This is a genomic window from Methanoregula sp. (assembly GCF_023227875.1).
GTDB lineage: Archaea > Halobacteriota > Methanomicrobia > Methanomicrobiales > Methanospirillaceae > Methanoregula.
Window position 1 is genome coordinate 129,433 of record NZ_JALOCH010000003.1, and the last position, 24,615, is coordinate 154,047.

Annotated in this window: 22 protein-coding genes; 11 read left to right on the top strand and 11 right to left on the bottom strand. The window is 55.4% G+C overall.

Annotated features, from left to right (window positions below; translation table 11 throughout):
- Position 1: 1 nt before the first annotated feature.
- A complete protein-coding gene (locus M0R30_RS04435) occupies positions 2-598 on the bottom strand; it encodes an acetate uptake transporter (RefSeq protein ID WP_292543850.1) in 597 nt (198 codons plus the stop codon).
- A gap of 11 nt (positions 599-609) precedes the next feature.
- On the bottom strand, positions 610-846 hold the full coding sequence (locus M0R30_RS04440) for a hypothetical protein (protein ID WP_292543852.1): 237 nt from the start codon (positions 844-846) through the stop codon (positions 610-612).
- A gap of 297 nt (positions 847-1,143) precedes the next feature.
- Between M0R30_RS04440 and M0R30_RS04445 the strand changes: the two genes are divergently transcribed.
- The gene (locus M0R30_RS04445) at positions 1,144-3,681 is read left to right on the top strand and encodes a PAS domain S-box protein (protein WP_292543854.1); all 2,538 of its coding nucleotides are present in this window, start codon (positions 1,144-1,146) and stop codon (positions 3,679-3,681) included.
- Positions 3,682-3,739: 58 nt separating this feature from the next.
- Here the strand turns inward: M0R30_RS04445 and M0R30_RS04450 are convergent, their stop codons facing one another.
- Positions 3,740-4,015, bottom strand: coding sequence for a hypothetical protein (locus M0R30_RS04450; RefSeq protein WP_292543855.1), 276 nt, complete (start codon positions 4,013-4,015; stop codon positions 3,740-3,742).
- Between the two features lie 164 nt (positions 4,016-4,179).
- Between M0R30_RS04450 and M0R30_RS04455 the strand changes: the two genes are divergently transcribed.
- On the top strand, positions 4,180-4,620 hold the full coding sequence (locus M0R30_RS04455) for a hypothetical protein (RefSeq protein WP_292543857.1): 441 nt from the start codon (positions 4,180-4,182) through the stop codon (positions 4,618-4,620).
- A gap of 86 nt (positions 4,621-4,706) precedes the next feature.
- Here the strand turns inward: M0R30_RS04455 and M0R30_RS04460 are convergent, their stop codons facing one another.
- Positions 4,707-5,024 carry a hypothetical protein gene (locus tag M0R30_RS04460; RefSeq protein ID WP_292543860.1) on the bottom strand — a complete coding sequence of 106 codons (318 nt, stop codon included), beginning with the start codon at positions 5,022-5,024 and terminating at the stop codon, positions 4,707-4,709.
- 106 nt (positions 5,025-5,130) lie between these two features.
- Here M0R30_RS04460 and cls point away from each other — a divergent pair, with 106 nt between their 5' ends.
- From cls to M0R30_RS04480, 4 genes are all read left to right on the top strand, one after another.
- On the top strand, positions 5,131-6,564 hold the full coding sequence (gene cls / locus M0R30_RS04465) for a cardiolipin synthase (protein ID WP_292543863.1): 1,434 nt from the start codon (positions 5,131-5,133) through the stop codon (positions 6,562-6,564).
- Positions 6,565-6,601: 37 nt separating this feature from the next.
- Positions 6,602-7,489 (top strand): PHP-associated domain-containing protein, encoded by an 888-nt coding sequence (locus tag M0R30_RS04470; protein WP_292543864.1) that lies wholly within the window; start codon positions 6,602-6,604, stop codon positions 7,487-7,489.
- A 296-nt stretch (positions 7,490-7,785) separates the two neighbouring features.
- Positions 7,786-7,941, top strand: a complete 156-nt coding sequence (locus M0R30_RS04475; RefSeq protein ID WP_292543866.1) for a hypothetical protein — start codon at positions 7,786-7,788, stop codon at positions 7,939-7,941.
- 498 nt (positions 7,942-8,439) lie between these two features.
- A complete protein-coding gene (locus M0R30_RS04480) occupies positions 8,440-9,027 on the top strand; it encodes an archaellin/type IV pilin N-terminal domain-containing protein (protein WP_292543868.1) in 588 nt (195 codons plus the stop codon).
- 185 nt (positions 9,028-9,212) lie between these two features.
- Here the strand turns inward: M0R30_RS04480 and M0R30_RS04485 are convergent, their stop codons facing one another.
- The 4 genes from M0R30_RS04485 to M0R30_RS04500 form a co-directional block, all read right to left on the bottom strand.
- Complete coding sequence (locus M0R30_RS04485; RefSeq protein WP_292543870.1) at positions 9,213-10,754, bottom strand: hypothetical protein; 1,542 nt, start codon at positions 10,752-10,754, stop codon at positions 9,213-9,215.
- A complete protein-coding gene (locus tag M0R30_RS04490; RefSeq protein ID WP_292543873.1) occupies positions 10,751-11,701 on the bottom strand; it encodes a VWA domain-containing protein in 951 nt (316 codons plus the stop codon). Before M0R30_RS04490 ends, M0R30_RS04485 begins: the two co-directional genes overlap by 4 nt.
- On the bottom strand, positions 11,685-12,581 hold the full coding sequence (locus tag M0R30_RS04495; protein ID WP_292543874.1) for a DUF58 domain-containing protein: 897 nt from the start codon (positions 12,579-12,581) through the stop codon (positions 11,685-11,687). Before M0R30_RS04495 ends, M0R30_RS04490 begins: the two co-directional genes overlap by 17 nt.
- 79 nt (positions 12,582-12,660) lie before the next feature.
- Complete coding sequence (locus M0R30_RS04500) at positions 12,661-13,647, bottom strand: MoxR family ATPase (protein WP_292543877.1); 987 nt, start codon at positions 13,645-13,647, stop codon at positions 12,661-12,663.
- 433 nt (positions 13,648-14,080) lie between these two features.
- Here M0R30_RS04500 and M0R30_RS04505 point away from each other — a divergent pair, with 433 nt between their 5' ends.
- On the top strand, positions 14,081-14,641 hold the full coding sequence (locus tag M0R30_RS04505; protein ID WP_292543879.1) for a flavin reductase family protein: 561 nt from the start codon (positions 14,081-14,083) through the stop codon (positions 14,639-14,641).
- A gap of 119 nt (positions 14,642-14,760) precedes the next feature.
- Positions 14,761-15,030, top strand: a complete 270-nt coding sequence (locus M0R30_RS04510; RefSeq protein ID WP_292543882.1) for a hypothetical protein — start codon at positions 14,761-14,763, stop codon at positions 15,028-15,030.
- Between the two features lie 793 nt (positions 15,031-15,823).
- On the opposite strand, the gene M0R30_RS04515 is transcribed toward M0R30_RS04510, so the two are convergent.
- A complete protein-coding gene (locus M0R30_RS04515) occupies positions 15,824-16,528 on the bottom strand; it encodes a hypothetical protein (protein WP_292543884.1) in 705 nt (234 codons plus the stop codon).
- 369 nt (positions 16,529-16,897) lie between these two features.
- On the opposite strand from M0R30_RS04515, the gene M0R30_RS04520 reads away from it, so the two are divergent.
- Together M0R30_RS04520 and M0R30_RS04525 are read left to right on the top strand one after the other, a co-directional pair.
- Complete coding sequence (locus M0R30_RS04520; RefSeq protein ID WP_292543886.1) at positions 16,898-18,475, top strand: PAS domain S-box protein; 1,578 nt, start codon at positions 16,898-16,900, stop codon at positions 18,473-18,475.
- Positions 18,476-18,696: 221 nt separating this feature from the next.
- A complete protein-coding gene (locus M0R30_RS04525) occupies positions 18,697-20,826 on the top strand; it encodes a SpoIIE family protein phosphatase (RefSeq protein ID WP_292543888.1) in 2,130 nt (709 codons plus the stop codon).
- Between the two features lie 62 nt (positions 20,827-20,888).
- Here M0R30_RS04525 and M0R30_RS04530 read toward each other — a convergent pair whose 3' ends face one another.
- Positions 20,889-21,488, bottom strand: a complete 600-nt coding sequence (locus M0R30_RS04530; RefSeq protein WP_292543891.1) for a hypothetical protein — start codon at positions 21,486-21,488, stop codon at positions 20,889-20,891.
- Positions 21,489-21,667: 179 nt separating this feature from the next.
- Here M0R30_RS04530 and M0R30_RS04535 point away from each other — a divergent pair, with 179 nt between their 5' ends.
- Positions 21,668-22,633 carry a cation diffusion facilitator family transporter gene (locus M0R30_RS04535; protein WP_292543894.1) on the top strand — a complete coding sequence of 322 codons (966 nt, stop codon included), beginning with the start codon at positions 21,668-21,670 and terminating at the stop codon, positions 22,631-22,633.
- Between the two features lie 29 nt (positions 22,634-22,662).
- Here M0R30_RS04535 and M0R30_RS04540 read toward each other — a convergent pair whose 3' ends face one another.
- Complete coding sequence (locus M0R30_RS04540) at positions 22,663-24,615, bottom strand: agmatine deiminase family protein (protein WP_292543896.1); 1,953 nt, start codon at positions 24,613-24,615, stop codon at positions 22,663-22,665.

The following is a 24,615-nucleotide window of genomic DNA, read 5'->3' on the forward strand; positions in this document are numbered from 1 at the left end:
CTCACCCGAGCCGGATAACCGGTTCCTTATAGACTTCATTCAATACCTGCCCAAGACCCGTGTACATTGCCGAGAGTCCGCAGATGATCCCAACGATTCCCGCGAGCTGGAGAATTGTCGTATTACTCAGAGCATTCCCCGCGACCAGGAGCAGGAACAACACCGTGAGGAGTCCGAAAACCACCTGGAGTGCCCGCGAGAGCCTGAGGGTTATGATAAACATCACAAGGGTGAACAGGCCCCAGATCGTAAGGAATGATACCAGTGCTTCTTTCGGTACGGCCGGGCTCCACCCGAAAACCGGCATGAGGAACAGGCTGACAAGGGAGATCCAGAAGAAGCCGTACGAGATGAATGCCGTTGTCCCGAAGGTATTGTTCTTTTTCCATTCCATGATTCCTGCGATGATCTGGGCAATCCCTCCATAGAAGATCCCGATTGCAAATATTGTTGATCCGATCGCAAAGAATCCCGCATTATGCAGGTTCAGCATTACCGTAGTCATGCCGAAGGCCAAAAGACCCAGCGGGGTGGGATTTGCCGTCCTGTCCTGAACGTTTACTGAAATATTTGTTTCTGTTCGTTCTCTATCCGTCACATTAATCTCCTCTACTTGTCCGCATGTTTTTGGTAACATACCGGTTTTTCTGAACAAGCACCCGGATCCTCCCCGGCACCCTGCAGCAATCCGTCCATCACGCGAGCATGACAGGGGAGTTCTGCCCTATCCTGGATCACGCACGCTCCATGAGCGGCCCAATCGGAAATCATGCCGGTTTCGACCATCAAATCAATCTGCTGGATCCAGAATGCATTGGATTTTCGTGGTGCATCCCTGCGTTCCATGGTTTCATTTCCCATCGGGTTGAACTTACAATCCCCGATAATGAGCGTTGATCGTCTTGTTCTTCTTTTTGTGCCGGATTCAACGGATCCTTATCCTCTTATCTGCACAGGCAGAATGAACAACGTAATCATACGGGGTTCTCAACCAATCCGGTGCGATCCTGATCACAACAATACTTCCCGAAGAATCAGATGGTTAATAAAATCACCCAATGGCATTACCTTAACGCGTTGCATCAGGAACATTTGACCTGTCTTATTTACGAATGTAGATTAAAGGTGAGAATAATGCATCGCATGCGTGAACACCTTTCCTCAATAATACGGATCCTCTCCGATCACCCGGAAGGCCGGATGATGAAGGATCTTGCCGCGGAACTCTGCCTGAACCGGAATGCCATGGCAAAATATCTGGGAATTCTCTTCCAGCAGGGAAAGGTTGACATCCACCATATCGGAAAGGCAAAGGTGTTCACGATCTCGAAACGTGTCCCGTTCCCGGTTCTTGCAGAATTATCCTCTGATTATGTTGTCGGCATTAACCGGAACATGAACTGTGTTGATGCAAATACCCCGTTTTATGCATGGACTGGAAGTACTCCCGAAGAAATCCTGGGCAGACCGATCCAGAACCTGGCAGGCCCGGTCTTCCAGCGATCACTGATCGGGGACATGGCGAAAACCGGCATCTCCTCCACGTGTGAACCGGTCAGGATCTCCTGCACACAAAAAAACAGGGATTATATCTATGAAATCCGGAGCATACCGGTGGTTTTTGGGGATTGCACTACCGGCTGTGCGGTCCTGATAAAAGATATCACGGACCGCGAAACGGTTGAAGAGAAGATCACCCTTCTTGAAGAACGCTACCGGTCACTCGCCAGCGCCCAGTCGGAGTTCATCGTCCATTCATTAAAGGATGGCACGATCCTCTTTGCAAACCCGGCGTTCGCTGACCTTGCCGGGGTCCTTCCGGACCAGCTTACCGGGAAAAAGTACCGGTCGAAAATCCCTGAAGAGGACATCCCATCTGTGAAGGAACATTTCCGTTCAATTATCCCCGATAATCCTGAAAGGATCATTGAACACCGTTTCATCACCCCCTCTGGCGAGATACGGTGGATACGGTGGAAGAACCGCGGCATCTTCCGGCAGGGAAAACTGATCGAGTACCATTCATGCGGCAGTGACATCACGGAACTCATGATGGCCCAAAACCAGCTCCAGTATTATCAAGAGAACCTCGAGACCCTGATCCAGAAGAAGACAAATGAGTTTATAAGGATCAACCAGGTCCTGCTCGGGGAGATTCAGAAGCGCAAGCAGACCGAGCGGAACCTGCAGAGGACACAGTTCTGTGTCAATAATTCCAGCGATATGATCCTCTGGGCCGATGAGAGCGGGGCTGTCACCTCACAAAACAAGTCTGCACTCATCACCCTGGGCCTCCATGCCGGTGATATCCCCTGTTTCATGAAACAGGACGCAGGAGGTTCGCTGCACCAGGTCCCCTGGCACGAGATCCGGGAGTCCGCAAAACAGAACGGGTGTGCCCTGTTCGAAGCGATCATGGAGGGCCGGTCAGGTAAAAATCTCCAGGTAGAAGTGCTGGCAAATTTTTTGTTCTTTGACGACAGCGAGAGCTGCTGTTTCTTTGTGCGGGATATCACCGAACGCAAGCAGTCGGAAGAGCACCTCCGGCTCCTAGAGATCTCGGTGGACAATGCCTATGATGAAGTCTTCTGGTTGGACATGGCGGGTAATATCCTGTACGTCAATGATGCGGCCTGCAGGACAACCGGTTATTCGCAGAAAGAGCTCTGTTCCATGCATATATCCGAACTGGTCCCGGATCTCGGGCCGGAGCAGCTGGAAGATCATTTCGCTGACGCGAGGCAGAGCAAGCGGCAGTTCTTCCGGAGCCGGCACCGGCGCAAGGACGGCGTGATCATCGATGTGGAGGTCGGCTCGGTCTATGTCACGCGGGGAGAGGAGGAGCACAAGATCTGTTTTGTCCGGGATATCACTGAGCGTACGCGGATGGCGCAGGCAATTCACGAGAGCGAGGAAAAATATCGGTGCATCTTTGAGTCGTTTGTCGATACCTACTACGAGGCCGATGCGGATGGTATTCTCCGGGTCGTTTCACCGTCCGTGTATGCGTTGACCGGATGGCAATCCGGGGAACTCAGGGGGAAATCCATTCTTGACCTGTATGCTGACCCCCGGGACCGCACGGCACTTCTCGAAAAGCTGGGACTCTATCCGGTCGTTTCCGGATTTGTTGCAACACTGAAGAGACGCGACGGGACGCCGGTCGTTGTCTCGGTCAATACGCGGAGACGGTACGGTGCATCGGGCGAACCTGACGGGGTCCTGGGTTCGATCCGGGATATTACCGAGAATGTCCGGGCACGAAAAGCCATCCGGGAGAGCGAGGTGAAGTACCGGCTTGCGCTGGATGCCAAAAGAGACGCCCTCTGGGAACTGGATGTCCCCCATGGCGTCGGGATGTTTTCCCCCCACCTGAATACGATTCTTGGTTATGCACCCGGTGAGCTGGACGATTCGTTTGCCACATGGCAATCCCTGCTCCACCCGGACGATCTGGGCTCCGTGGAACAGATATTCCGCGATCAGATCAAGGGTAAAATGGAAGCTCATATGGCGGAATACCGGGTACGGACAAAGGAGGGGGGCTGGAAATGGATCCTTTCCCGGGGAAAGGTTGTTGAACGGGATGCCGGTGGCAATGCGGTCAGGATCGTGGGGATCAATACCGATATCACCGAGAGAAAACTGGTTGAAGACCGGGCAGGGAAGAAGAACGACTGATAATGTCCCCCGTCACCGGACGCGTATTCGCAGAAGGAATTTTAAAAAAGCGCCTGGCTTACCCGGAAATCCTGAACTCACAGGTCTGGTTCTCCCCGCAGCCCTGGCAGACCTGGAAAATTATTTCACAGTGAACACAGTCAGGCTTCTTCTCCAGATCGCAGTTGTCACAATCCAGTTCAGGGGACTCCGGGTAATCACCTCCCGGGCCATCACAATGTTCGAGGACTCCGGGTCGTTTCCTGGATCCGTCCAGGCACACGTTACAGAGTGCATCGAGGCAGGACTCGCATTCTGCTGCAAGGGGATCGCACCCCCAGTTCAGGTAGGTCATGACGGTATCCTATCTGTGTTGTCATTCTGGCAAAAAACAATTGCGACAGGAAACGCGATCATAAAATTTTACCTTCGCAGAGAGCATACAAAAAAGCGTTACGGTCCGGCTGTACTACATCGACAACCTGCGGTGAATGAGCATCCTGCTGCTCTTCCCGGTCCATGCGTCGGTCGTATGCAGGGTGGTTCGGCTATTACGTGACCTCCGGGTATACCTCCACGGCCGCACTCTGGCTCATCGTCTCGACCATGCCGTGGCTCATGTCAGGGAGCCTCACGCTCGTTGATGTGATCTCATCCCCGCTGACCGGGAGGATCGGCGTTCTCGCATTCTTGGGGGCGGGCGGGCACCTGATGAATGTGACGAACAACCTCGCAGCATATCTGGGTGCGGCGTCGTACCTGGTGTATATCCTTCGCCAGCCGTTCCTCGTGGCAACTGCCTGGTATGTCCTTATGATATCAGTCCCGCCGGTAGTTCAGTTCGCAGCCATTGTAGTTATCAGCGTCCTGCTGACGTTCACCTGCTACGAGATCATCAGGAGGATCCCGGTTGTACGGGTGCTGTTCGGTATTGCGGGCCCGCGAAAAAATATTGCGTGAGATCCCGTTTTTTCAAATAATCCCTGAACAAATAAGAGAAAAACTGATTACATTCTTTTTGATCCTTTTAATAATTCAGATTTGTATTACGGGACACTCTTCATCGAATCCTGAATTTCATTGATGTAATCCTGGAGGCGGGCGTGGTACACGTCGACCAGGATCTGTGCCGCGATCGTTGAATCGCAGGAACAGTTCGAGAGCCCGATACTCCGGACCTCTTCGGGATGGAAATCATCCGCCCCGTATATTTCATCAACCGCCGACCAGGTCTTCGAGCACCAGCCGATAAAGTCGTAATACTCCAAAAGGCCGTACTCGTTCTGTTTGATCGCGTTGATCGCCTCGATTCTCTCATTCAGCAGGATGATTGCTTTCTCCGGGAGTATTTTCAGGTCCGGCATAGGTGTGCGTCCACACTAATGATTCAGTGATCCACCAGAAAAAGATTATTTTTTGATACAAAGGGAACTTTGAAGGCATGGTCGGACAAAGCCGGTAGTGTTTACTATGGACCTGATCTTTCTCGCGATCGCGATCCTGAACATCTGTTTTGGGATCAGCATCGTCTTCTTTGAGCGGAAGACCCCGGAGATCGCGCTTGCCTGGCTCACCCTTCTCGTCTTCATCCCGGTACTGGGATTCCTCGTCTATATCGCGTTCGGGCAGAACTTTTACCGGGCACGGCTCTTCAAGGTGAAGGAAGAGGATGACCGGAAGGGCCAGGAACTGGTCGCCGGCCAGCTCACCGAGGTTGCCCGGCTCGAGAAGGTAAGCGGGGACGAGCGCGAGAACAGGTTCCTGCGGGTCATCCGCATGCTGCTCGTCAGCAACCGTGCGCTGGTCTCGGACAACAATACGATCGAGATCTATACCAACGGGCACGACAAGTTCCGTGCCCTCTTCTCCGCCATCGAACAGGCAAAGGACTTCGTCCATGTCGAGTACTATTACATCTCGGCCGACGGTCTCGGCACGGAGATGGCAGCGCTCCTCACCAGAAAGGCAAAGGAAGGCGTGGAGGTCCGGGTCCTTGTTGACGGCCTGCCCTTCTCGGTGGTCCCCCCGTCATTTTGGAAGCCGTTCCTCGATGCGGGAGGGAAAAAGGCGGTCTTCTTCCCGGGACTGCTGGGGTTCATCAATTTCCGGTTCAATAACCGGAACCACCGGAAGATCGTGGTGATCGACGGGAAGACCGCGTTCTGCGGGGGGTTCAACGTGGGGGACGAGTACGTCGGGAAACGCGAGCTCGGGTTCTGGCGGGATACACACGTAAAGATCGACGGGGACGCAGCCCACCTGCTGGAGCTGCGGTTCTTCATGGACTGGAACTTTGCATCAGAAGATCATTATGAGTTATCCTCACGCTATCTCCCAAAAACAAACGGTACAGGCTCTGCTGCTGTCCAGATCGTCTCAAGCGGCCCGGACAACCAGCACAACCAGATCAAGCTCGCCTACCTGCAGCTGATCAACACCGCTTCGGAATCGGTGTACATCCAGACCCCGTATTTTGTGCCGGATGCAAGCCTGATCGATGCCCTGCGGATGGCCGCACAGTCGGGCATTGATGTGAAGATCATGATCCCGTGCAAGCCCGACCACCCGATTGTCTATACCGTGAACCATGCATGGATCCGCGACCTGCTCGATGCGGGCGTGAAGGCATACACGTACGATGACGGTTTCATCCACGCAAAGACGCTCGTCATCGATGGCGTTGTCGCCTCGGTCGGGAGTGCGAACTGGGATATCCGTTCCTTCAAGCTGAACTTCGAGACCAACGCCCTGATCTACAACCCGGGGTATGCGAAGAAACTTAAGGAGATCTTCGAAGACGACCTGACGCACTGCACCGGGATCACGCCCGAATCGTATGAGAAACGGCCGCTCCTTGAAAAGATCTGGGGGCCGATCGCCCGGCTCTTCTCCCCGGTGCTCTGATGCCCGGTCGCCCGCGTGAACAGCCGCGACAGGGGGCATGACCCTGCCATCCCCGCATCCTCCCGATGTCCGGTTTGCCCGGCCGTACCCGGAGCGGATCCTTGCCGATGGCTATCACCCGGCAGACATGCATTTCCACACAGTCCATTCCGACGGGACGGTGAGTATCAGAACCCTGCTCCGGTGGATCCGGAAGCACGGTGCCGGCTGCGCCGTGACCGACCACAACGAGGTATCCGGGGCGCTTGCCGCGTGCAGGGAGCGGGATGGACTTCTCGTGATCCCGGGCATCGAGATCAGCACGTCAGATGGTCCGCACATCCTCGTGTATTTCTCATCTCCCGGGGACCTGGAGGATTTTTTCGTGCGGCATATCCGGGACCGACGGCGGGAGAGCCCGTGGATGCTTACGACGTTGACGAGCCAGGAAGTGCTTGATGCAGCGGAGGGGTATGCCTGCCTGCGTGGCGCTGCCCATCCCTACGGGTACCTCCTCTTCAACTCGGGGCTCGGGAAATGTATTGAGAAGGGTTACCTTGACGAGTCGCTTTACCGGCAATGCGACCTGATCGAAGGGATCTGCGCCAATATGGCCCGCCGGGAGAACAAAAAGGCAATCTCCCTTGCAACCCGGCTCGGGCTTCCCGTTACCGGGGGAACGGACGGGCACGTCATCTTCGATCTCGGCAGTGCGGTCACCTGCACGCGGTCCGCAGACCCCGCGGATTTTCTTGACGAACTGAAACACGGCCGGGCAACGGTCATTGGTCGGGAGAACCATCTCGGGTCAAAGATGCTCACGGCGGCGGCCATCACCGCACGGTTCATGCCCTGGCTCCTGCCCTCCACAAAGATCCACTGCGAGCGGTTTGTCGGGAGGGTGGACCGGCTCCTCAACCAACGGGGAAAAATGAAGGAGAAATAAAAAAGCCACGCCACCCTGCCCGGTCTCATCTTCGCGTTCCTCGGGATCTTCCTCGGCCACCTCTTCAACATCCCCTTCCTTGATGGACTAGCCCCGGTCGCCATCGGCCTGCTGCTGATAAGCGTTGCCGGGATCCTTGCGTCGTGGGCCATGGGCCTGCTGCCGGGTGAGGGCGTGAACCCCGTCCAGCTTGCGGACATCCGGCGGCGCGTGGAGTCGGACCCGTAGATCAAACGCGCCGGTGAGATCTTCACCATGTACATGGGCCTGCACGACCTGCTCGTGAACATGGGGGTATGTTTTTCAAAAGTATCCCGGCCGAGCAGGTGCACGAGGCAATCCATCGCATCGGGACCGATCTGCACAGCGCATGCCCGGAGACCAACCGTGTTTATGTCGAGTCCGGCTCGCTCCCGGACATGGCAACGGCCTGTGTGCAACGGGAGCCGTGAGATCCCGGGACCACGGGAAATGGTAAATAATTGCATTTTTTGTGCAGCACGCCATGTTGCCTGACTTATCCGGCAGCATAAAAATTATTCAAAGTAATTAAATCATGCATCCTGCGAGCCGCGAATTTAACCGCGCCGGTCTATTTTTGATGGCAACCCGATAGTGTCATTAAGTGTAATTACACAGCGTACGCTGTCGGATTTATTTTCCGAATCACATTCACCATAATCGGGTTCATCGATGCCCTGGCCCTGGTGTGGTACAGGAAAAAAGATTGCTGGATCTGTGTCTGCCATTTCCCCCATCGGACTTATAAGTGATGCACAGCATTTCCCTAAGTTATTAAAAAAAGGATCTGTGGGCAGAAATTTTAAATTTCATAGTAAATTGTGTATTTTTTTAAAAAAAACCGGAAAAATGTTTAAATAAAATAAGATCCAAATCCACAATAAGACGTCGATGAGCCATTACTCACAGTCATTCACTCAGGTGTACGTATGACAGTATCCCGATCAGATGAAAACGCATTCACCGGACTCGAAGCCGCGATTGTGCTTGTCGCATTCATTGTCGTTGCTGCAGTGTTCGCTTACGTGATGCTCGGTGCCGGGTTTGCAACAACCGAGAAATCCCAGGCAACCGTTCACACTGCAATCGGCCAGGCAACCTCCGGAATCCAGCCGGCAGGGCAGATCAGTATGCAGGCAGATAGTACCGGCAACGGTGTCCAGAAGCTCTCCTTCTTCCTCCAGCTCGCTGCTGCAGGTACCGGGACGGATATGGGAACCGTTGCGTATACGGTGACCACTCCCCAGAAGACCCAGACGTACTCAAGTAGCGAAGCGGAGTATACCTGGGTTAAAGAAGCCTCGGGGACAGGAAGCAACCATGGAATCCATACCGGTGTGCTCAACCCCCGGGAGATGGTCCTGGTAACGATCACCACAACCGCGTTCAGTTCAACGGATATGGGCCTTAACACCAAGTTTATGGTAGAAGTGAAGCCTTCCAATGCTGCAACAGTGACCCTTACGGGCACGGTCCCGGGTGCAATGAGTGGCGACAACTGGTATGATGTATACTGATCCGGGTAAGATTATTTTTTTAAAATTTCCGGAAATTCTTCATTTTTCTGAAAGGATTCTGTAAAAATTTCCTGATGCTCCTTCTGGTTATATCAACCGTGGGATTTGATCAGGTTACGATATCCGGGACACGGTTCATGTTATTCCCGGGTTGTTGGTCCACAATAAAAAAGAGATAATGCCGGTTATTTCGTTTCGTCAACGTGATTCCGGATATACGCGACCATTGAGGGGAACTCTCCCTCTCCGGCCGTGCCCTTTGCAAACTCAACATCGGTGCAGCGGTCAAGTATTTCATGGATCTTCTGAGAATCCCTGTTCAGGGACCGGAGGAACGCGATAAGTTCCGTGTTGGTCATCTCGTACCGTGCCCCGTTCTCACAGGACAGGAAGAGCCGGAGGGCCTGCCCGGCCATGCCATATGCATCGGCATACTGATGGTTTGCATATGCGATTCCGGCCCGGTCAAGGAGTTCGCGGGCTGCCTTCCGGTGATCGAACGGGTCCGGCAGGTTCGTAAACCTTGCCGGTATCACTGCCGGTGCGCCCGCCCGACGATATCTCCGGTACAGGGCCCATGCAATGACAAGGAGTACCGCCATGGTGATGATGGCGGCAGTGATGGGGAGGAAATCGAACGGTGCTGCCGGCTCGGTTGCAACCGTCAGCCGGGTTACGTTCTTCCCGTCAGTAGTGGCATTGATGAATGCCCATCTTTCCTGCGGGTCCAGGTAAGTGATGTTGACGGTTGACCCGGCAGCTGAGATGTTCATCGCGGTCCCGTTGCGGGAGAACCCGTGTTCCCCAAGCTGCTGTACTACGGACTGGTAACTCGTGTTTGACGCCAACGGTGCCGTGACGTTGACCGGTGCGGCAGAGGTCTCAGTCACAGAAGGCACGATCCCCTTCTCCATGGTCCCGGCAATGGTCGCCGTCTCGCCGGCTACATTCCGGTACTCCAACGAGAATGTGCCTGTCGTGCCGGACTCCGGGTTCGTGGCCTGGGATGCCCGGAAGAACCCGTCGGCAGCAAGGGTCTCGTTGACCGATGCCAGCAGGGGGTCACGGTCAAGGGCAGCCAAAAACTCCTCCTTTGCCTGTGCTGTCCGCTCTGCCTCTTTCTGCAGCTGTTCTTTCAGTGCATTTGCGTCCTGCGCCTGCTGGTTGTCCTGGAGCAACTGCTGCACGGTCCCGTCCCTGCCCGCCTGCTGCTGAACAGAGACCGACTGCTGTACGATCTGGACGGAACTCGATGATGGGACATTGCCTGTACCGGGTGCGCTCGTGCTCGCTACGGGAGACTGCGGACTGCCGGACTGCGGGGGTTGTGCAACGAAGTGGATGACGATCTCCGGGAGAGTAACCTGGACCGGGGAGGTGTCCGTGTAATCGTAGGTGACCTGCACCCGCACGCTCTTTTCGGCATCCGATGTGCCGGCGCTGATGCCGATCTGCGATTCGCCCGGGACAACCGTATGGGTGTAGACCCGGTTCTTGGTACTCATCATCACCGTACCGGCATTCTGCAGCTGCTCCGTTGTCGTGAACTGGATCGTGCCGGTGATGTCATGATCGTAACTGCTGGTGACCCCGAGGGGGATATCCGCCTGTTCGCCAAGGGAAAAATAATACTCGCTGCTGTCGGCAGATATCGTGATCCCGGCTGCCCAGGCCGGGAAGATGACGAGGCCGGCAAGGAGGATGAGGGCAAGCAGTATCCGTCTCATTGGATGATCCGCCCCCTGCCGTACCTGAGGTAGAGTTCAAGGAGGAGCAGGATAAGAGCCCCGGCAATGAACACGTCCTTGATGCTCGTCTCTTCTTTCTCGCGGTTGATCTGCTGGTTCAGGTTCCCGTAGATCTCGTTCAGGGTCTGCCCGTCAACGGACTTGAAATACTTCCCGCCGGTATTTGTGGCTATCGACTGGAGCGTTGTCTCGTCGAGCTGGGCATACTGCGGGTTGCCCAGCCAGTCATACCCGAGGACCGCCGGCTGGTCAGAACCCATGCCGATCGTGTACACCTGGATGCCGGCCGAGTTTGCAAACCCGACGGCTTCTTCCGGCGAGATCACACCGGCATTGTTTACCCCGTCAGAGAGCAGGATCACAACGTTCTTCCGGTTTGGGATTGATTTTGCCATATCGATAGCGAGCGCCAGCCCGTCTCCGATGGCAGTCTGCCCGGACCGGGGGGAGATTGCCATCAGTTTCTCGCGGACCCGGTCCTTGTCCGGGCTCAGGTAGGCTGCGGTGGTGGCACCGGATTCGAAGATGACGATGCCGGCATTGTCCTTGGTATCGAGGCTTTTAATGAGGATACCGGCTGCGCTCTTCGCCGCCTCGATCCGTGTAGGCTGGTAATCGGTTGCCTGCATGCTGCCGGAGTCATCGATGACGAGGACAACGTTGACCCCCTCCTTGGTCTGTTCGAGCGGGATGTGCGGGTCTGCAAGCCCGATGAGCAGGAGGGCGATTGCGAAAAGTGCAATGCCAAAGAGCATATGGGAACGCCGGGTTTTTTTCGCATCCCCGAGTGCCGATTTCACGAACGCGAGCCGGGAGAACCGGATCGCCTCCTGCTTTTTCTGCCTGGTGATCCAGACATATACTCCGGCCAGCGCGGGGATGAGGATGAGGCCGGACAGCCAGGCCGGATCATAGAATCCCGTCATGGTATCGCCTCCTTCCTGCCAGTCCTGCAAAGAACGTCTTTACGGGGATCTCGTAGGGTTCGTCTGTTGTGAGCGCCAGTTCGTGGATGCGGTTCTTCATGAACTCGTGGTGCAGTGTCTTTTCGGCGTCCTCCACCAGGGTCCGGTAGCGCTCCCGGAATGCCTGATCAGAGGTGTCCACGAGGAGTTGTTCGCCGGTCTCGGGGTCCTCGAGCTCGATATACCCGACATCCGGGAGCTCGCGTTCGCGTTCATCGGATATGCGGAGCGCGATCACTTCGTGGCGCCGGCAGAGGATCCGGAGCGGGAGCATGAAGTCCGGCGATATGAAGTCCGAGAGGATGATTACCGAACTTTTGCGGGAGAGTGCCGTTACGAGGAACTTTACCGCTGTCCCGATGTCAGTCCTGTCCGAGACCGGTTTGTGGTCGATCAGGGTATTGAGGATACCTACCAGGTGTTTTTTCCCCCGTTTGGCCGGTATGAATTTCTCGACCCGGTCCGAGAAGAGGCAGAGGCCTACCCGGTCGTTATTCTTCAGCGCGGCAAACCCCAGGCTTGCGATAAGTTCGAGGATCTTCTGTTGCTTTGTCGTCCTCGACCCGAACGTTCCCGAGCCGGAGATGTCGGCGATAAAGTAGAATGTCTGGTCGCGTTCCTCGGTATACTCCTTGATGAACGGGTGGTTGTACCGGGCAGTCACCTTCCAGTCGATCGACCGGATATCATCGCCGGGCACGTACTCGCGGATGTCGGCAAACTCGATCCCCTGGCCTTTGAACACCGAATGGTGGAGCCCGGACTGGAGCCCTTCTACGAGGATACCGGTCCTGAGCTCGATCTTCTTGATCTGCCGGATCAGTTCGTTTCTGCCTTCCATATACCGTTCACCCCGTTAATGGTGAGGCTGTACCAGTGACCGGTGTTACTTCCTCCTGTTACGGGAACCGTGCCGTCCTTCATGGGACCTTCACCGTTGAAAGAATGCGGTCGATGATCGCGTCCGTTGTCATCCCGTCTGCCTCCCCCTCGTAATTGAGGATGATCCGGTGCCGCAGGACATCGTGGGTAACTGCCTTGATGTCCTCGGGGATCACGTATCCCCGGCCGGCGAGCAGGGCGTGGGCCTTGCCCCCGAGGATCAGGAAGATGGACGCCCGCGGGGATGACCCGAGCGCGATATACCGGGCCTCGTCAAGCCCATACACGGCGGGCTTCCGGGTCGCATCAACGATCTCACTCACGTACCGCTTGATGGATGGATCGGCATATACCTTCCTCGTGAAATCCTGAACCGCGAGGATCCCGTCTGCCGAGATCACCTTCCTCGGCGTGATGGTGATCCCTTCGGTAAACCGGTCGAGAATCGTCACTTCGTCCGCTTTCTCCGGGTAAGTCATGAGGACCTTGAACATGAACCGGTCGACCTGTGCTTCGGGAAGGGGATAGGTGCCTTCAGACTCGATCGGGTTCTGTGTGGCGAGCACGAAGAACGGGCGGGAAAGAGGGTGCGTGTCACCCTGGATCGTGACCTGTTTCTCCTGCATTGCCTCCAGGAGTGCGGACTGGACCTTGGGGGGGGCCCGGTTAATCTCATCTGCAAGGATGAAATGAGCAAACACCGGGCCTTTCACGGTCGCGAAACTGGAGTCCTTCTGGTTGTAGATCTTGGTCCCCATGATATCGGCCGGGAGGAGGTCCGGAGTGAACTGGAGCCGGGTAAAACTGCAGTCAACGCACTGGGAGAGCGTGCGGATCATCAGGGTCTTCGCTATGCCCGGCACGCCTTCCAGGAGCACATGGCCGTCAGCGCACAGCGCCATCAGCAGCCGGTCAATTACGTCGTTCTGCCCGACAATAACGGTCTTCATCTCGTTCCGGATCGCGTCGAGCGTGCCGACATGAGTCTTTGCAACACTGGTCAGCTTGACAATATCTTCGTTCATGGTATCACGTCCATATCGTTATTCCATACAGCCCGGTTCCCCGGGCCCTGAGTGCCGCATGTACGGGACCGGTGCTATGCATATCCGGACAGTAATAGCCCTGCCCCTTCTCCGCGGTATTTGATCCACGGTTCATTCCCAGAACCCCGCGGAGATCCCGTATCATGGTATTTTTATTTGGTCTGATAAATGGTTTCTGCCGTTATCCGGACCCTTTTGGTATCCCCCTGAAATGGAGATGCCCGGGTACCGGCTGCTGTCAGCCATTTATCCGTCCCTGGACTTGTCAGGGGCTTCCATCATGCTTGCATCATGCAGTATAAAATGTTGAGGATTTTGGAAAAAAAAACCCTGTTTTTTTCCAGCTCGTTTCTGACCGGCAAAGAAACTCTTATCCGCCACCCCCACTAACCTCATCCCGGAGAAAACCATCATGGACAAGATCACGCTCGGCCCGATGCCGTACATGAGTGTCATGCCCACCCTGCTCGTGGGCGCAAACGTTAAGGGGAAAGCAAACTACATGACTGCCGCATGGGCAACAGTTGCCTGCATGGCGCCGCCCATGGTCTGCGTGGCGCTCAACAAATCGCGTTACACGGTAGCGGGAATCGAGGAGAACAAGACGTTCAGCCTGAATGTCGCGTCAACCGGGCAGGTTGTCGAAACCGACTACTGCGGGCTCGTCTCCGGTGCACAGGGGGACAAGTCGAAGGTCTTTGCCTCGTTCTACGGGAAACTGAAGACTGCGCCGATGGCAGAGGAATGCCCGGTCAATATCGAGTGCAGGCTCTTCAAATCCGTGGAATGCGGGAGCCACCTGCTGTACATCGGCGAGATCGCGGAGATCCATGCGGATAAGGCGTGCGTGACGGACGGGAAACCGGATATTGCGAAGATCCGCCCGATCGTGTACGCCCAGGCCGGGTATTTCGATGTGGGTAAGCAGGTAGAGAACGCGTTCTCCGCCGGCAAGAAGTATTCGAAAAAGTAAGGCCGCGATTCCACCGGCACTTTTTTTTAATTTCTGGCCTGCCCTGTTCCATATGTTAATCTCACACGGCACCCAAACCCCCACTATACTCGCACATCACGGGAGGATGAAGCAAGGACATGGTTAATAAAGGCTGGCAGCTTCGGATGAAGCGCCTGGTCGAACGACTCGTCACGCGTGAACGAAATCTTCCCCTCCGCATGCTGGAGAAGGACCTTCTCTCGCTGGGATTTATCGAACTCGGGGCTGACCAGGTGGCGATGGCATTTGAGCACGCTGCCATGGAACTCTATCTTGAGATCGAGCTGGATGACCGTCGCTGCATCCACAGTTACTTCATCGTGCCCTTTGACGAGAAGGAGAAGAGGCAGCGGAAGTACCGGTGGTGAAACGGTTTAGCATTCGGGTGTCACAGGTCCGCTGATACGCGATGCAATGGTCCTGTATTCGGACAGGCCTGTCGTCTATCGATACGGTTTCATGAAAAAAGTGCTATCAGCCCGTGGCGTATTCCCTCTGGCAAATCGGGAAAAGAAGAGCGATGCCAGGCCGGCCATGCTTTCCCTTAAGCGGTCAGTTGGCACCTGGTCCGGTTGAGGTTTTTTGGGAATATGTTTTCTTCCTCTGGTGGAAGTCTCCCGTTCCTGAGCATATTTCACTGCCGGTTCCACCGGCATTGAAATGCTGATGACGCTTGCAGAACGAGTCCGAATGTAACGAAGGGATTCCTTTTCATACCGTTCAAGTTGGTAGTTCTGTATTCTGTAAGATTCCCACAGTCATTTCCATCATACCGGGATCTGCCGGCGGGAATTCTCTGTCATCGGGTTTCCGACAACGAGCCGCATCATTGTTCAATGCACAACCGTCCATGCTCCAGGTAATCTCACGCTCCCTGTTTTTGTATACTCTTATTCCTCTCATTAAATATTTAATTGTATCTTTTGTTAATCTAACGCATTTTTCATAGTTTTATTAGAAATTGAGTCAAATTTTCCGTTTATTGTGAATTTCAGCGTGATTTTTCGCATATCGCAAACGGATCCGCATCGATGATCTGGTAATCGCTTGCAGCATGCCGGTTCCGGCAATGAGAACGCTGATTGGATGTCGAGGTTCATCTGACTCCTTTTTCGGCATCCGAAGAAATTTTCATTCCGGTATGATTGCCAAAAGAAGGGATTAGTCCCTGCGCCGTGACATTCCAGTGATCAGGCATAATCCCGCGAGCATCCCGCAGACCTGCAGGGGGTCGGGGCCTGGAGAATATGTCGTCTTTCCCGTCGGGACGGATGGTATCTCGGTTGTCACCGGTTCCGGTGTGATCACCAGAATCGTATCTTCCACCTCCACCGCGGGTTCCGGGGTCGGTTCCGGGGTCGGGACCACGACCTGTGCTGTTTTCTTAATCAGTGTTCCTTTGACGAGTGTTGCACTGGGGTCCAGTTCCTGAATACGTGCGAGGATGATCTCCTGCGACTGGTTCAGGGCCGGGACCTTCCCGTTCAGGTTAACCGTGACATCGAACTGTTTCCGGGAAAAACTGAGGTCCCAGCCATCCAGCCGGACCTGTGCAGCATTCCGGGACTCCAGCTCGGTTGCCTGGGTGGTTTCGTCGTCAAGTGTCTCAATCATCGTCACCACCCAGTGCGGGTCTTTAAGATCCGTATACATGACCAGCGTGTTGTCCTTATCGAATGTCGAACCGGTCTCAAAGGAGCTGAAACTGAAACGGTAACTTACTACGACATCAGTGCCGGGCTGGACCGGCGCCTGGTGCGTAGAGTCCGACCAGCCCCCGAATACCCATGCCGATGCGCACGGTACCATTAACACTATTGCCACCGCAAGGAGGCTGAATCGGAAAAAAACCTGTGAAATACTCATTGACTTTTTCAAAGATCAGTAACCCGATAAAGGTAACGATTTTCATTCAGCCGACATTCGCTAACGGTTCCTTTTTTTGTGTCACTTCTGATGGCAATGCCATGCAGGTCTTTTTCAGCAAAAAGGACCGTGCCGGATTGTTCCGGGTCTGGCAAAAAATCCCTTCCGTTATTTATAGTATCCTTTTCTGGAAATATGCGATACATAGTGTTTACGGAATATCCGGGCGCGTTTTCAAACGCGTTCTGATTATTTAATACACGCAAATCACAGTTAATATATAGTACACTTTTTGTAATATATTGGGATTGGCACGGGATTATCCTTAAGAACAATCCGGTATTGTAACAGAACGGCGGGCACTTTTTCATGTATTCACTTCTGTATGTTGACGATGACGAGGCCATGCTTGGCGTCAACAAGATATTTCTCGAGAAAACCGGTGAATACTCGGTCGATATCGTCACATCCGGCCACGAAGCATTGGACCGGATTGCCTCAGCCGATTACGACCTGATCCTCTCCGATTACCAGATGCCCGTGATGGACGGGATCGAACTCCTCAAGGAAGTCCGTATGCGCCACGGGAATCTCCCCTTTATCATCTTCACCGGAAAAGGGCGGGAAGAAGTGGTGATGGAAGCGCTCAACAACGGTGTCGATTATTATGTGCAGAAGGGGCCTGATATCAAGGGGATGCTGGCGGAATTAAAACACAAGATCAACCGGGCCATCGAGAGGAATCAGACCGGGGACGAACTGAAAAAATCCCGCCAGCAGCTGACCGATATCATCAATTTTCTGCCGGATGCGACCTTTGTCATAGATACCAGCGGGAGGGTGATTGCCTGGAACCACGCGATCGAGACGATGACCGGTGTCAGGAAGGAAGATATGCTCGGGAAAGGCGATTACGAATATGCGCTCCCCTTCTTAGGGGGACGCCGGCCCCTGATCATCGATACCGTGCTCCAGGAGCCCCCTGCCCTGGAAACGCCGGGTCCTGGCTTCCGGCTCTATACGAATAAGATCTCACAGGACCTTTTTGTCCCGGCCCTGAATGGGGGGCGTGGTGCCTACCTGTCGATCCATGCCGGCCCGCTCTGTGATCCGGACGGGATGGTGGAAGGAGCCATCGAGACGATCCGGGATATCACCGAGACCCACCAGATAAAACATGATCTCGACCTGTCCCGGGACGCGAATCTCGGCTTTGCCAATATCCTGCCGGTTGGCGTCTATGAGATGGACCTGAACTACATCCTCACGTTTGCAAACGACAAGGCATTCGAGATTTTCGGCCTCACTCGTGAAGATTTCCAGAACAGTATCTGCATCATTGATTATATCGTCCCGGAGGATCGACGGCGGGCATCCGCGGATATCCAGAATGTTGCCATGCAGGGGGCGACCCAAGGCCAGGAATACCTGCTCCAGAAAAAAGATGGCAGTACCTTCCCCGCCCACATCTATGGGGCGCCGGTGATGGACCCCGTGACGAAAACTCCCGTCGGTCTCCGGGGCGTCATCATCGACCTGACCCAGCGCAAGCTGGAGGCGCAGGCACTTCACGAGAGCGAGGAGCGGCTGAAGCTTGCCCTACGGTCGGAAGATATCGGCATCTGGGATGTTGATATGCGGACCATGACCGTCCGTGATATCCATGAATGGACTGCCACGACCATGGGGTATGAATTCGTAGCAGATGCTGTTACGATGGATATGTGCCAGTCGCACCTCCACAGTGCTGACCTCCCGAAAGTTTATTTTGCATTCCACCAGCACCTGAACGGGAAAACACCGTATTTTAAATCCGAATTCCGTCTCCGTCATAATGATGGCAGCTGGAAGTGGATGGCTGCCCGCGGGATGATTATTGAACGGGATGAGAACGACAAGCCGATAAGGATCACCGGTACGATCAGCGTGATTACCCGGCCGGAGTAATGCGGGCATAATCCCTGTTCGATCGTCCGTTATTATCCATCCATAGAGGTCATCGGATGACCGGCGCCACGGTCAGGTGGAGCCGGATCGGCGGTAACAAAACCGTATGCGGATACCTGCCACATCATTCCTGACAATTTATCATGTTCCGGGATGAATGAGAAGATACCGGATAGTGCCCGGATTCTGTTGTACCGGGCCATCTTCTCCCGTGATCCTCCATGAGCCTCCCGCGATCCCCGTTGCTAAAACTCAATGTCAGGACAAAAATCCTGGTCATGTTCCTGGCACTCGCCCTGATCTCCCTCATGATTACGGGATACGTGGCGCTGTTCACGATCGCGGATGTCGCACGGTCGGCCGAGTCCAGCAGTATCAACCTGGGGCGGGAGGCGATCGATGTGACGACGACCGCCCTCTTGGAATCGGCAGAGGACCACCTTGTCCAGATCGCATCGGATCAGGCAGAGATCGCGAATGTCCTGTTCGAGGACACGGATACCGAGCTTGAGATCATCGCGGTACAGGCCGCCACCCTGCAGAAGAATCCCCCCCTCCAGCCTGTAATCTCTTCCTACGGCGGGGACGATTCCCCGGCAGATCCCTTCTCCGCAGTCCTGTACCGGCTGGTACCTGGGATTTCGCTCCCCCTGGATTCAGAGGAATTCAGGAGGTCCGCCGGGATGGATGACCTCCTCAGGGGCACCTTTGTCGCGGATGCCAACCTGACCTCAGTTTATCTTGCTACGGACTCCGGTATCCTGCGTACGTACCCTTGGCGGAACCTGACGGATGATACCTATGATCCCCGCGAACGGGACTGGTTCACCGGGGCGAAGAAGACTCCCGATGTGTACTGGACCGAACCGTACCCGGACGCCGCCGAGCACGGGCTTGTCGTGACCTCGTCCAAAGCCGTTGCAACTCCTGACGGCACATGGGTCATCGCGTCTGATGTGACAGTTGATGTGATCAACTCTGCATTCCTGAATACGTCTATCCCAAGCAACGGGTATGCTGTCCTCCTTGCCAGCGACGGGGATATCGTCAGCCGCCCGGGCCTGTCGGTCGGTAATCTCTCCTGGGACCAGCCGTTCTCCCAGGAAAATATCTTTGAAAGCAGCAATCCTGCCCTTATTTCCCTCGGGAAGAACATGACCACCGGAAAGACCGGTGTCGAGAGAGTGTGGTTTGGCAAACGGGAGGCCTTTGTCGCCTATGCCCCGGTCAGATCCATGAACTGGAGCTTTGCCGTCTCGATGCCCGTGGACGAGGTGACCGCACCGGTAGACGCGACCCGGGCGAAGATCGCGAGATCAACGGTGGAGGCCGGGCAGAGCATCGACCAGCGGACCGGGCAGATTGCCGTCCTGTTCTCCGCCCTCTTCTGCATCATCCTTGCCATTGTCATCGCCCTGGCCATCTACCTGTCGCGGATCATCACACAACCGGTGGACGCCCTCAAGAAAGCGGCCCTCGCGCTTGGCCACGGCGATCTCACGCACCGGGTCACCCTCAGCACCGGCGATGAATTCGAGGACCTGGCACACTCGTTCAACCACATGGCCGCGGACCTCCGGCAGAATATCGATGACCTCCAGCGCACGAACGTCGAGAAGGAGCGTTACCAGAGAGAGATGGAGATCGCAAAGGAGATCCAGGTGACGATCCTCCCGGAATCCGTGCCGGTGATTCCCGGGTTTGAGATTGGAGCGACCACCATCCCGGCCATGGAGATCGGTGGTGACCTGTATGATTTTATTCCCGTAACCGGGGACCGCTGGGGATTTGTGATCGCCGATGTGTCCGGGAAAGGCGTGAGTGCTGCACTGTACATGGCGCTCTGCCGGACCCTGATCCGCGTGTGCGGCACCGAACAGGACAATCCCCAGGTCGTGATCCAGAAGGCGAACCGGCTCATCTACGAAGACGGCAGGTCGAGCATGTTCATCACCGTGTTTTACGGTGTCCTCGACCCGCAGAAGATGACCCTGTCGTACGTGAATGCCGGCCACAATCCCCCGCTGCTGGTACGGGGCGACCCCCCTAAAGCTGAGATTCTCGAAAACCATGGGATTGCCCTCGGGGTGGTGGACGATGTCAGTATCCCGGTATCATCCATATCAGTTGAACGGGGTGACCTCATTATCCTCTATACGGATGGTGTCACCGAAGCGTTTAATGAGCGGGATGAATATTTCGGCGAGGAACGGCTGGTGGCATCCGTGTGCAGGAACACGTCCCTCCCCGTGCAGGAGATTATGGCCGCCCTCCTCGAGGATATCAGGGACTTTTGCGGCACGGCACCACAATCGGACGACATCACCCTTATCCTGATCCGTGTGCGCTGAACGACTCGTGGTATTCAGTTTACAGCCGCTTTGTACTTCATCCCGCACAGGAGTCCGGGGGGTTATTCTGAATGAGCAGATCCGGTCTTCTTTTCTGTAAACGGGTATTCCCTGTCGGAATGGGACAGGTTGCTGTCAGGGAAACGTGCCCCCTTGAATTCCTTGATACACTCCGGCAAAGGTCCGCCATCCCCGGATAAATTGTCATCCAGCATCGTGATGAGCGCCTCAATCCCCGGGATGTCGTAATCTCCTTTAAGTTCCCTGCATAATTCCCCGATAAGATCCCGCCGGGAGATATCGCAGGCATCATCCGGTTTGATCTGGCCAAGATACACATGGCAGACTGCTGCGTGGTACCGGTGGGTGAACGTCTGGAGATCGCTGAACAACCGGTCGCGGAATTCCTTCCCTTTCTCTTTATTGAAGGTGTCCAGTCTCTGCGTGATCCGGTGGTATTCCTTAACGAGTGCCGCATAGTCGGATTCACTTCCCTCAAATGAGTCGAGCTGAGTCAGGACCAAGCACTTCTCAAAATAGGGTGCGCTGGCAAACCCCGGGCCGGGATCCCCCGGCTCGCTGAAATGCTCGGCTGTATCATCGATCGATCGTTCGAATTTCTGCAGGTTGTGCCGTATATAATCGGTAGCAGCGGGAGTCATGGGCAATCCTTGGGATTGGGAGTGATGGAAACGGGATGATGGTGGTGAATGAGATTGCAGTAAAACATGTGGGTTTTTTCCCTTAAATCTGTTCCAGTCTCATTGTGCGTGATACGGCCCGGCGGGGTCATGCACGCCGGTCTTTATCTGGAAACAGAGAGCATTGATCTATACAAATCATGTCCCATGCATGTGCAACAGATGAGTCGGACGGAGGATCCTTCGCCACAAAACAGCGGACCGTCCTTGTCAGCCTGATTGTGGATTTTGTCCTCTGGATCCCGGACATCATCGCCGCCATGCTCTCCGGATCGATTGTCCTGTTCGCGGATGCACTGAAGTGTGCCAATGAAATTCTTGCCACGTTCTTTGCTTATCTTACCCTCTGCAAGATGGCAAAAGGAGGGGCCGGGTCATATGATTACGGCCTCGGAAAATTCGAGACCATCACGTCCATCGTCACCGGCGCCGTGATGTTTGTCTCGCTTGCCCTCGTCTTCTTTGTCGCGGTCTACCGGATCGTCATTCCGGCAGAGCTTGTTCACGAAGGGGCCTATCTGGGTATCGTGCTGATGATCATCGGTGTCTGCATGAACAGCTGGCTCTGGAGGAAGAATTACCGGCTGTTCCAGAAAGAGCCGTCGCCGATCATCGACTCCCAGTGGCGCCTCTTCCGCACCAAGGCATTCTCGGATTTCTCGGTTCTTGTGTCCCTGATCGCGACCCTGGCCTTCTCGCACTATGCCTGGTCCCTGTACATCGACCCGCTGGCGTCCTTTATCATCGCCGGTTTCCTGCTCACGTCCGGGTACCGGGTCATCACGTCCTCCCTGCCGGACCTCCTCGACAAGACGCTGGACGAGGAACTCCAGATGGTGATCGTCCGCCACCTAGCCGAATTCTTCGACGACTATACTGCACTCCACGGTGTCCGCTCGCGCCGTTCCGGCGCCAACGTTTATATCGAGATCTTCCTTGAATTCGATGGCAACAGGAAAATGTCCGACGTGCAGGAGAGTATTAACCGGATCCGGGCATCTCTTGAGAAGAATATTCCCAAAAGTTCTGTCAGCATCGTGCCCACGGACGGGCTCGTGCCGGGCGGGACACCCTGCCCATCTCCTGCACCTGATCGCAAGTTGTGATCGGTCCCTTTTTCTGTGATGGCCCCGGTCTATTTTTTTGGCTGCTGCTGGGTGGCGCAATGGAATGTGCCGGAACCCTCGACCATCGCCCGGGCATTGATCCCGATGACGGTCCGGTTGGGGAAGAGTCCTTCCAGGATCTTCAATGCCACGGCATCGTTCGGGTCATTGAAGACCGGGACGATCACGACTGTATTCCCGATATAAAAATTCGTGTAACTTGCCGGGTAGCGCTGCTCTTCGTCCTCGACTTTCCCCGGCATCGGCAACTTCACAACGGTGAGGGGCCGGCCGTCCTGGTCGCGTGACTGGCAGAGGATCTCGTAATTCTCACTGAGTGCGGAATAATTGGCGTCCGTCGTATCGGTCTCAACGGCACATACCACGGTTGACGGGCCGACGAAACGTGCAATGTCATCGATATGCCCGTCCGTATCGTCCCCGGCAATCCCCTTGTTGAGCCAGATGATCTTCTCGATACCGAGATATTCGCAGAGCAGGTCTTCGATCTGCTCCTGCGACAGAGAGGGGTTGCGGTTGGGATTGAGGAGGCAGGCACGGGTTGTCAGCACGGTCCCCCTGCCGTTCGTATCGATCGATCCCCCCTCAAGGACGATACCGGGTTCGAAGATCGGCAGGATGAGCCGCCGGTTCATCACACGGGGAATCTTCCCGTCCCGGAGCTGGTCGTCATACTTGCCTCCCCAGGCATTGAACTCCCAGCGCACCATTGCGATCTTCTCGAGTGCACGGCTGACAACAAATGTCGGGCCATAGTCGCGGATCCAGACATCGGAGTAATCGCTGGTGTGGAGGATTACCCGTTCGAGGTCGACACCCATCTCCCGCAGTTTTGCCCTCACTTTCCGGTGAATGATGGCTGTCGGGACAAAGACTTCCACGCGTTCCGAGATATGGACATGGGCGATGAACTCAAAGTATGCCCGCTCCACGGCAGGGATGTCCGGGAATGTCCGGGGGTTATGGGGCCACGCGATCCAGACCGCCTCGTGGGGTTCCCATTCGGCCGGCATATGGAACCCCCGGTTCCTTGGGGTATCCCCGGGACGCAGGGCGGGGAATGCGCCATCGTCGCCCGGGAATGGCACAGTGATCCGGCCATAGGTCTCCGGGCGCCGGTTACGGAAGAACCCCCAGGAATCCTGCACGTCGACGTTCATGGACAGGTCGACCGGGACAACCAGGTTCTCCTCGCCATCGCCCGCCCGTGCCAGGATCTTCCCGAACGCATCAGCGATAAACGAACCCCCGAAGAACCGGGTCTCTCCCTCAGTCCCGACCCGGTTCACCGCAGCGATATGGACACTGTTTGCGATCGCGTGGCTCCTCTGTACCAGTTCCCATGCGTCCTGCCAGTTGCCTTCCGCAGGTTCGTCCGGTCCCGGGTGCCCGATAGCCGTCGGGTAAAAGATGATCTCCGCCCCTTCCAGTGCCACACACCGGGCCGCCTCCGGGAACCACTGGTCAAAACATATCAGGACAGCAATGCATCCGTACCGCGTGGAGAAAACCCGGTAGGTATCGCCGGGATAGAAATACCCCTTCTCATAAAAGCCCGGGTCCTGGGGAATGTGGACTTTCCGGTACGGCTCCGAGAGGCTCCCGTCCGCATCGATGACCACGGCTGCATTGCAGAACCTCCCGTCAGTGGTTTTTTCAAAGACCGGGACAATGATGACAACCTGGTATTCACGGGCGATTGCAGCAAACAGGCAGGTCGACGTTCCGGGAATGCTCTCGGCAAACGACAATGCGTCCGTGCCGGGGTGTTGCGGGAAATACCGGGTCGCGTAGAGCTCGGGGAGGCAGATGATCTTCGCACCGTTTTGTGCGGCTTCCACTACCCTGCGGCGTGCCTTTTCGGTATTTTCATCCGTATCGGGACTCATCGCCATCTGGATGAGCCCGACGGTCACTCCCCCCACTTCTCCACTCCTCGTGGCATACGGTTTTTTCTTCAT

What these genes read in the sequence shown, in the direction of transcription:
- M0R30_RS04455 (WP_292543857.1), top strand. Translation starts at nt 4,180, where the DNA reads ATGCGTCGGTCGTATGCAGGGTGGTTCGGCTATTACGTGACCTCCGGG.
- M0R30_RS04535 (WP_292543894.1), top strand. Translation starts at nt 21,668, where the DNA reads ATGTCCCATGCATGTGCAACAGATGAGTCGGACGGAGGATCCTTCGCC.
- M0R30_RS04515 (WP_292543884.1), bottom strand. Translation starts at nt 16,528, where the DNA reads ATGAGTATTTCACAGGTTTTTTTCCGATTCAGCCTCCTTGCGGTGGCA.
- M0R30_RS04460 (WP_292543860.1), bottom strand. Translation starts at nt 5,024, where the DNA reads ATGCCGGACCTGAAAATACTCCCGGAGAAAGCAATCATCCTGCTGAAT.
- M0R30_RS04510 (WP_292543882.1), top strand. Translation starts at nt 14,761, where the DNA reads ATGGTTAATAAAGGCTGGCAGCTTCGGATGAAGCGCCTGGTCGAACGA.
- M0R30_RS04475 (WP_292543866.1), top strand. Translation starts at nt 7,786, where the DNA reads ATGTTTTTCAAAAGTATCCCGGCCGAGCAGGTGCACGAGGCAATCCAT.
- M0R30_RS04470 (WP_292543864.1), top strand. Translation starts at nt 6,602, where the DNA reads ATGACCCTGCCATCCCCGCATCCTCCCGATGTCCGGTTTGCCCGGCCG.
- M0R30_RS04440 (WP_292543852.1), bottom strand. Translation starts at nt 846, where the DNA reads ATGGAACGCAGGGATGCACCACGAAAATCCAATGCATTCTGGATCCAG.
- M0R30_RS04490 (WP_292543873.1), bottom strand. Translation starts at nt 11,701, where the DNA reads ATGACGGGATTCTATGATCCGGCCTGGCTGTCCGGCCTCATCCTCATC.
- M0R30_RS04445 (WP_292543854.1), top strand. Translation starts at nt 1,144, where the DNA reads ATGCGTGAACACCTTTCCTCAATAATACGGATCCTCTCCGATCACCCG.
- M0R30_RS04525 (WP_292543888.1), top strand. Translation starts at nt 18,697, where the DNA reads ATGAGCCTCCCGCGATCCCCGTTGCTAAAACTCAATGTCAGGACAAAA.
- M0R30_RS04500 (WP_292543877.1), bottom strand. Translation starts at nt 13,647, where the DNA reads ATGAACGAAGATATTGTCAAGCTGACCAGTGTTGCAAAGACTCATGTC.
- M0R30_RS04505 (WP_292543879.1), top strand. Translation starts at nt 14,081, where the DNA reads ATGGACAAGATCACGCTCGGCCCGATGCCGTACATGAGTGTCATGCCC.
- M0R30_RS04520 (WP_292543886.1), top strand. Translation starts at nt 16,898, where the DNA reads ATGTATTCACTTCTGTATGTTGACGATGACGAGGCCATGCTTGGCGTC.
- M0R30_RS04530 (WP_292543891.1), bottom strand. Translation starts at nt 21,488, where the DNA reads ATGACTCCCGCTGCTACCGATTATATACGGCACAACCTGCAGAAATTC.
- cls (WP_292543863.1), top strand. Translation starts at nt 5,131, where the DNA reads ATGGACCTGATCTTTCTCGCGATCGCGATCCTGAACATCTGTTTTGGG.
- M0R30_RS04450 (WP_292543855.1), bottom strand. Translation starts at nt 4,015, where the DNA reads ATGACCTACCTGAACTGGGGGTGCGATCCCCTTGCAGCAGAATGCGAG.
- M0R30_RS04495 (WP_292543874.1), bottom strand. Translation starts at nt 12,581, where the DNA reads ATGGAAGGCAGAAACGAACTGATCCGGCAGATCAAGAAGATCGAGCTC.
- M0R30_RS04485 (WP_292543870.1), bottom strand. Translation starts at nt 10,754, where the DNA reads ATGAGACGGATACTGCTTGCCCTCATCCTCCTTGCCGGCCTCGTCATC.
- M0R30_RS04540 (WP_292543896.1), bottom strand. Translation starts at nt 24,615, where the DNA reads ATGAAGAAAAAACCGTATGCCACGAGGAGTGGAGAAGTGGGGGGAGTG.
- M0R30_RS04480 (WP_292543868.1), top strand. Translation starts at nt 8,440, where the DNA reads ATGACAGTATCCCGATCAGATGAAAACGCATTCACCGGACTCGAAGCC.